Here is a 7,396-nt window from a genome sequence, read left to right on the forward strand (position 1 = left end):
TACCCAGGTTCGAGGTGAAGATGAGCACCGTGTTCTTGAAGTCCACCATGCGGCCTTGGCCGTCGGTGACGTGGCCTTCTTCCAGCACCTGGAGGAGGGTGTTGTAGATCTCCTTGTGGGCTTTCTCGATTTCGTCGAAAAGCACGACGGAGAATGGCTTGCGGCGAACCTTCTCGGTGAGCTGGCCGCCCTCCTCGTATCCGACGTATCCCGGAGGGGCACCGAAGAGACGCGACGCAGTGAAGCGGTCGTGGAACTCGCCCATGTCCACCTGGATGAGGGAGTCCTCGTCGCCGAAGAGGAACTCGGCGAGCGCCTTGGACAGCTCCGTCTTACCCACACCGGACGGGCCGGCGAAGATGAAGGAACCGGACGGGCGCTTCGGGTCCTTCAGCCCCGCGCGGGTGCGGCGAATAGCGCGGGAAACGGCGCGGACTGCTTCGTCCTGGCCGATAATGCGCTTGTGCAGCTCGTCCTCCATGTGTAGGAGACGCGAAGACTCGGATTCGGTGAGCTTGAACACCGGGATGCCGGTCCAGTTGGCCAGCACGTCGGCGATCTGCTCCTCGCCTACCTCAGCGATATCCTCGAGCTCGCCGGTGCGCCACTTCTTTTCCTTCTCCGCGCGCTCTTCGCCGAGCTTGCGCTCAGTGTCGCGCAGACCAGCGGCCTTCTCGAAGTCCTGGGCGTCGATCGCGGCTTCTTTTTCGCGGCGCACCTCTTGGATGCGGTCATCGACTTCGCGCAGGCCCTCCGGCTGAGTCATGCGCTTGATACGCATGCGGGCACCAGCTTCGTCGAGAAGATCGACGGCCTTGTCCGGCAGGAAGCGGTCATTGATGTAGCGGTCCGACAAGTTCGCGGCAGCTGCGAGTGCGTCGTCGGTGTAGGAGACGCGGTGGTGTGCCTCGTAGCGGTCGCGCAGGCCCTTGAGGATCTGGATGGTGTCTTCCACACTCGGCTCATCCACCTGCACCGGCTGGAAGCGGCGCTCCAGGGCGGCGTCCTTCTCAATGTGCTTGCGGTACTCATCCAGGGTGGTGGCACCGATGGTCTGCAGCTCACCGCGGGCCAGCTTGGGCTTGAGCAAGGAGGCCGCGTCAATTGCGCCTTCGGCTGCGCCGGCGCCGACGAGCGTGTGGATCTCATCGATGAACAAGATGATGTCGCCGCGCTGGTTGATCTCCTTGAGCACCTTCTTCAGGCGCTCCTCGAAGTCACCGCGGTAACGCGAACCCGCGACGAGGGAGCCGAGGTCCAGCGAGTAAACCTGCTTGTCCTTGAGGGTCTCCGGCACGTTGCCGTTAGCGATGTCCAACGCCAGACCTTCGACCACCGCGGTCTTACCCACACCGGGTTCACCGATGAGCACCGGGTTGTTCTTGGTGCGGCGGGAGAGCACCTGCATGATGCGCTCAATTTCCTTGTCGCGGCCCACCACCGGGTCGAGCTTGCCTTCCTTGGCGGCAGCGGTGAGGTTGCGGCCGAACTGGTCAAGCACGAGCGAGTTGGAGCGCTCGCCGCCACCGCGCGGACCACCCATGCCACCGATGCTCGGACCAGCACCAGCGCCGGTCATGCCGGAGGCCTGCTGGCCTTCGGGGCTTTCCGGGTTCTGGCCCTCTCCACCCTCGTATCCGGAGAGCAGCTGAATCACCTGCTGGCGCACGCGCGGGAGGTCAGCGCCCAGCTTGGTCAGTACCTGCGCTGCCACGCCTTCGCCTTCGCGGATGAGGCCGAGCAGCAGGAACTCAGTACCAATGTACTTGTGGCCCATTTGCAGGCCCTCACGCAGGGAAAGTTCCAGAACCTTCTTCGCGCGCGGGGTAAACGGCACGTGACCGGTGTGCGGCTGGGTGCCGCGGCCGATGATTTCTTCGACTTCCCGGCGCACGTCGTCGAGGTTAATCCCCATGGATTCGAGGGCCTTGGCGGCAACGCCTTCCCCCTCCTGGATCAGCCCGAGCAGGATGTGCTCAGTGCCGATGTAATTGTGGTTCAGGTCGCGCGCTTCTTGCTGGGCCAGCACGATGACGCGCCGTGCACGGTCAGTAAACCGCTCGAACATGTGGCTACCCCTTTATTGGCTAAATGAAATCGTTCCACCCACCATAACGCGGGGTGGCCGGAACGCTTCCCACACTTCCGCACGAAAAAGTGATAACCCCATTTCAAGGGCATGTTCGCCAGTAGCGAACAGCCATTTTCGTGCGGTTTTAGAGCAGGCCGCGCAGCCCCGGATCAGCTAGCGCGAGCGCCGCGGCACGTGCTTCGTCAGCAGTCCGCGCTGCAAGGGCGCTCTCGGCCATCCGCCGGCAGGTGTCCAGGTCGTGCATAAGCAGCGCCGCGCGCACTGCAGGAATATTCGCCGGCACCATGGACAAGGACGTCACACCCAGCCCAACTAGAACGAGCGCGAAGAGTGGGTCGCCGCCGGCTGCGCCACACACGCCGACAGGAGTTCCGTTTGCGCCACGACATGTTGCGCGCATGAGCGCCAGCACCGCCGGCTGCCACGGGGACAGCAACGACGGCCCAACTAGACGGTCCGCCGCCATGGTGAATTGCGCCAGATCGTTCGTGCCTATGGACGCAAACTCTGCCACCCCCAACAGTTCCTCGGCACAGATCGCCGCCGCAGGAGTTTCCACCATAATTCCGGCCTGCGGGAGCCCAGCCTTTTTCGCCTTATCGACGAACCACTCAACCTCCCCCACCTCCGCCACCATTGGCGCCATCACCCACAGGTCTGCTTCCGGCACCGCGGCGTGCGCGGCAGCGAGTGCCGCGAGTTGGTCGTCCATGAGGTCTTCTCGCGCGCGGGTCAAGCGGATACCGCGGTGACCAAGCGCTGGGTTTTCCTCCGTACCGTGATCGGCAAAGGCCAGGGGTTTGTCCGCACCCGCGTCAAGGGTGCGCACGACCACCCGGCGGGAACCAAAAGCGCGCAGCACAGCGGTGTAGGTCTCCGTTTGTTCGGCAACGCTGGGGGCATCCACACGGTTGAGGAAGAGAAACTCGGTGCGGAACAGACCCACGCCTTCAACATCCGTCTCAGCCACCGCTTCCACATCGGCTGCGGTGCCAATATTGGCCATCAGTTTCACTGGGTGCCCATCTTTCGTCGCACCCGGGCCGGTAGCCTCCGCCAATGCAGCGACGCGACACGCCGCCCGGTCTTGCAGCTCAGCGACGTCAGCAGGAGTCGGCGCGAGGATGACGGTGCCGGTGGTGGGGTCGAGGGTGATGAGCGTGGCGTCGATAAGCAGGCTGGTGATTCCGGCGACCTTGACAATCATCGGAATACCCAGTTGCGCTGCAAGAATCACCGTGTGCGATGTGGGGCCGCCACCTTCGGTGATGATGCCCAGGACCATCGTCGGGTCGAGCGTGGCGATGTCAGCGGGTGCGAGGTCGCGTGCAACGAGGATGGATGGGCGACCGAACGGCGGAATTCCCGGCTCCGGCAGATCACGCAAGCGGGCGATAGTGCGGTCGCGAATGTCGTAGAGGTCTGTGACGCGCTCAGCCATGCGTCCCCCAAGGGGGCGAAGTTTCTGCGCATAGATCTCCACCGCGGCGTGCACAGCAGCAGTGATGCCGGCACCGGCAGCGAGCTCCTCCTCTACCCCTTTAATCAACGCGCTATCCTGCGCCAAAGCAGCGGTTGCTTCGAGGATCGGCTGGGCTTTCCCGGGGACACTCTCCGCACGCGCGACCACCCCAGCAGCAACGGCGTCGAGGGCCGCCCGAACCCGCCAGATGTCGGCACCCGGGTCGGTGCAGGCCGGTTCATCCGGGTCAACACCCGCTGCAGGGGCGACGAGCACAGCCGGGCCAGTCGCAGAGGCAACCGCAAAAGCACCAGCGACGCCCACACCGTGAAGCACATGCCTGTCGGCCATGCGTGTTCCTTTCCCTGGCTGCCCCAGCAGGTGGTTTAGCAGGGGTCGTGGAAATCGCCGGAGTTGTTCAGAGTTCGGCCGTTGCCACCATAGCGTGCTTTCGCCGCGCACATCCCCGCTTCATCGGAACCAAAGTCGAGGTAAACGGGGTAGATCACGTTCCCGTTGACGGTTTTGCGCAGGGAGGCACACTTCCCCGGCACCGTGAATTTTTTATCGGCGGGGCCACCAGTGAGTACCGCTTGGGCGAGTTCGTTGTAGGTCGCTTCAGCGCCATGTTCATCGATGACAGACATGAGAATCAGGATATTGCGCCCGTCGCACGCCGGAAATGATGCCTCCTTCTCTAGTCCGCCCTGCGAGACATGCACAAAATACCCGTCGCGCTTGCTTATCGACGCCACATCTTCCCCCACAACGTCCTTCTTCGGCGAAGTGGTTTCTGCAGTCGTTTCTGCAGTCGTTTCTGCAGTCATTTCGGAGGTGGTTTGAGTTGTGGTTTCAGACGCCGAAGTCTCCGCAGGCGTGGACGACACGATGGTCATCTGCACCTCGTCCAGATCATCACTGGAGCAACCAACAAGCCCAGCCGTGATGGCGAGCGCAGCTAAGCCACCGCCTATCTTTCGGCCAATGCGACGCTGAGAACGCATGGGTTTAGGCCTCGGGGCGTACCAGCGGGAAGAGGACAGTCTCGCGGATCCCCAGTCCGGTCAGGGCCATGAGCAGGCGATCCACGCCCATGCCACAGCCAGCGGTCGGCGGCATGCCCTGTTCCATGGCGGCGAGGAAGTCCTCATCAAGCACCATGGCTTCGTCATCGCCGTGGGCGGCGAGGCGGGCCTGGTCTTCGAAGCGTTCGCGTTGGATCACGGGATCAACAAGCTCGGAGTAGCCGGTGGCCAGCTCGAAGCCGCGGACGTAGAGGTCGAACTTCTCAGTCACACCGCGCTGTTCGCGGTGGTCGCGGGTGAGCGGCGAGGTCTCGACGGGGAAGTTGATCACAAAAGTCGGCTCGTAGAGCTGGTCGGAGCAAAGGTGCTCCCAGATCTCCTCGACGAGTTTGCCGTGCAGCCAGCCCTCGTCCTTGGGCACCTTCAGGCCAATGACGTCAGCAATGCTCTTCAGTTCCTCCACGGAGGAGTCGACGGTGACCTCGGGCTGGCCTGGGAACTTACGCTGCAGAGCCTCGTTGAGGGAGGGGTACATTTCCATGACTTTCCATTCGCCGCCGAGGTCGTACTCAGTGCCGTCGGCAAGCGTGACGGTGGTGGAGCCGAAGACTTCCTGCGCGCAGAACTGCACGAGGTCTTTCATGGTCTGTGCGCCATCCTTGTACGTACCCCATGCCTGGTAGGTCTCCAGCATGGTGAACTCCGGCGAGTGGGAGGAGTCAATGCCCTCATTGCGGAAGTTGCGGTTGAGCTCGAAGACACGCTCAATGCCACCGACGATGCAGCGCTTGAGATACAACTCCGGCGCAATACGCAGGTAGAGGTCCATATCTAGCGCGTTGGAGCGAGTGATAAACGGGCGGGCCGCGGCACCACCGTGCAAGGTCTGCAGCATCGGGGTTTCCACCTCGACGAAGTCATGTCCTGTCAGGAACTTTCGCACAGCCGCGATAACCTTAATGCGGGTCATCGCGTTCTTGCGGGCATCGGCGCGCATGATCAGGTCGGTGTAGCGGTAGCGCACCCGCTGCTCTTCATTCATGTCAGCGAACGCAACCGGCAGCGGGCGCAGCGCCTTCGACGTCATACGCCAGGACTGCGCCAGGACGGAAAGCTCACCGCGTTTCGACGCAATCACACGCCCCCGCACCGACACAATGTCACCCAGATCCGTGTCAGACTTCCACGCCGCCAGCGCTTCCTCACCGACCTCAGCCAGGGACAACATGACCTGAAGCTGCGTGCCATCCCCCTCCTGGAGGGTGGCAAAGCACAGCTTGCCGGTGTTGCGCTGGAACATGATGCGTCCGGCAACAGCCACCTCGTCGGAGGTTTCTTCGCCGGGCTGGAGGGCCACCGCGCCGTCGATAAGCTCGGGGGCATCTTCCGTAACAACGTGGTACTTGTTGCGCAGATCCTTCAGCGACGTGGTGCGGTCCACGACGACGGGGTACGGCTCATGCCCCTCGCTAAGAAGCTTCTCACGCTTCGCGCGGCGGATCTGTTGCTGCTCTGAAAGGTCCTGGGTAGTCACGGCTATCTACCGTAGTCGGTTGAGCTCACCAATACTCGGGCAGGGTCCACACTGGCGGGTCATCCAGCTGGCCACTCGGGTGGATGGCGCCCTCCGAGTCTGTGATGGTGTAGCTCAACGCGTCACCGGACGTGCAGCGCAGCGTCGCATCATCCGGGTAGTGGCAAAAATTCTCATTCACACGAATGGACTGGCCAGGCAGCAACTCGCCCTGTGCCGGCCCAACACCCTCAAACACGGTGTAGTGCATGCCGTCTTCCCCCGCGTAAATCGAGTCAGCTTTGCGGGGTGGCAGTGGCACAGCGGTCACCATCGGCGCGTCCTTTGGGGTTTGGCCTTGACAGGTCACGCCGTGCGGGCTGATCGCACACACTCCAGAGTGTTCCCCAATGCGGTAGCTGAACACACTCATGCCGGCCCGTTCAAAATCCTTCGGGTTCACCGGGCGATCAGCGGCGCGCGTGGTGGTCGCCGTCGTTTCGCTTTTCGACGCCAACGTTTCCAACACCGGCCCCTCCACCTCCTCCAGGTTCCCAGAGCACCCAGCAAGCGACACCACTACCACTCCTGCAGTGACCGCGGCATACGTGGCGCGACGTTGAAGATTAACCACGCGACTTTTCACACAAGTTGAGGTACATGCGCTTACTTTCGGCTTCAGCACCGTTGACCACGAGCAGGTACTGTGCGTCCTCCCCTTCCGGAGCAATGCGGTAAGCCGGCGGGGTCACGTCTTCCATCTTGTAGGAGCGTGCAGAGCACTTCTCATTACCAATGACCTCAGTGTCGCCCTCCGGCAGCAGGCCGTCGCGCGTCTGCTCATCACCATAATCAATGATGCTCACGCCAAGGTCCTTGTCCGAACAGCGGATGCGGGCCTTCTGCCCATCCTCCGGCGTCTGGGACTCACACTTCATGTTCAACCAGCCGCGTTGACCAGATTTCTCCGAAATGATCCGCGGGAAGGTGTCCGCCATCTCCTGCTCTTGGGCATTCCAACCCTCACCCTGGTTATCCCAGAGCCACCAGCCACCAGCGCCGATACCGCCGAGCAGCAACAAGATCATGAACACGAGCAGCCAGGTCAGGGCCTTAGATTTCTTTTGCGGCTGTGGCTCGAAAAACTCCGGCTGGGCGTAGCCCGGGTACTCGTAGGGCTGCTGGTAGTGCGGCTCCACGGGCGGGAAACCCGGGCTGGTATCCGGGAAGTGCTGCTTCGGGCGCTCCCGCTGCTCCTCCACCGGCTGGGCGGGCAGGCTCCACTGCACTGTCGCGTCGTCGGC

The 7,396-nt window shown here is 62.7% G+C and carries 5 protein-coding genes and 1 pseudogene; all 6 read right to left on the reverse strand.

Going from position 1 to position 7,396, the window contains the following annotated elements; translation table 11 throughout:
* The coding region (locus Q0X21_RS09550) for an ATP-dependent Clp protease ATP-binding subunit (RefSeq protein WP_297851653.1) at nt 1-2,068 on the reverse strand (2,068 nt) is incomplete at its 3' end.
* A gap of 148 nt (nt 2,069-2,216) precedes the next feature.
* Nucleotides 2,217-3,905, reverse strand: a complete 1,689-nt coding sequence (locus Q0X21_RS09555) for a phosphoenolpyruvate--protein phosphotransferase (RefSeq protein ID WP_297851654.1) — start codon at nt 3,903-3,905, stop codon at nt 2,217-2,219.
* A 35-nt stretch (nt 3,906-3,940) separates the two neighbouring features.
* Nucleotides 3,941-4,558, reverse strand: coding sequence for a hypothetical protein (locus Q0X21_RS09560; protein ID WP_297851655.1), 618 nt, complete (start codon nt 4,556-4,558; stop codon nt 3,941-3,943).
* 4 nt (nt 4,559-4,562) lie between these two features.
* Complete coding sequence (gene lysS, locus Q0X21_RS09565) at nt 4,563-6,113, reverse strand: lysine--tRNA ligase (RefSeq protein WP_297851656.1); 1,551 nt, start codon at nt 6,111-6,113, stop codon at nt 4,563-4,565.
* A 25-nt stretch (nt 6,114-6,138) separates the two neighbouring features.
* Nucleotides 6,139-6,726, reverse strand: a complete 588-nt coding sequence (locus tag Q0X21_RS09570; protein ID WP_297851657.1) for a hypothetical protein — start codon at nt 6,724-6,726, stop codon at nt 6,139-6,141.
* Nucleotides 6,719-7,396: pseudogene (locus Q0X21_RS09575) on the reverse strand (hypothetical protein); the annotation flags it as partial. The gene Q0X21_RS09570 and the pseudogene Q0X21_RS09575, both read right to left, overlap by 8 nt.

Origin of the sequence: uncultured Corynebacterium sp., from assembly GCF_947253065.1 — a bacterium.
In the GTDB taxonomy this organism is placed as follows: Bacteria; Actinomycetota; Actinomycetes; order Mycobacteriales; family Mycobacteriaceae; genus Corynebacterium.

Bases quoted from the DNA above. Each gene is read 5' to 3' on its own strand.
- Q0X21_RS09555 (WP_297851654.1), bottom strand. From the start codon at position 3,905: ATGGCCGACAGGCATGTGCTTCACGGTGTGGGCGTCGCTGGTGCTTTT.
- Q0X21_RS09560 (WP_297851655.1), bottom strand. From the start codon at position 4,558: ATGCGTTCTCAGCGTCGCATTGGCCGAAAGATAGGCGGTGGCTTAGCT.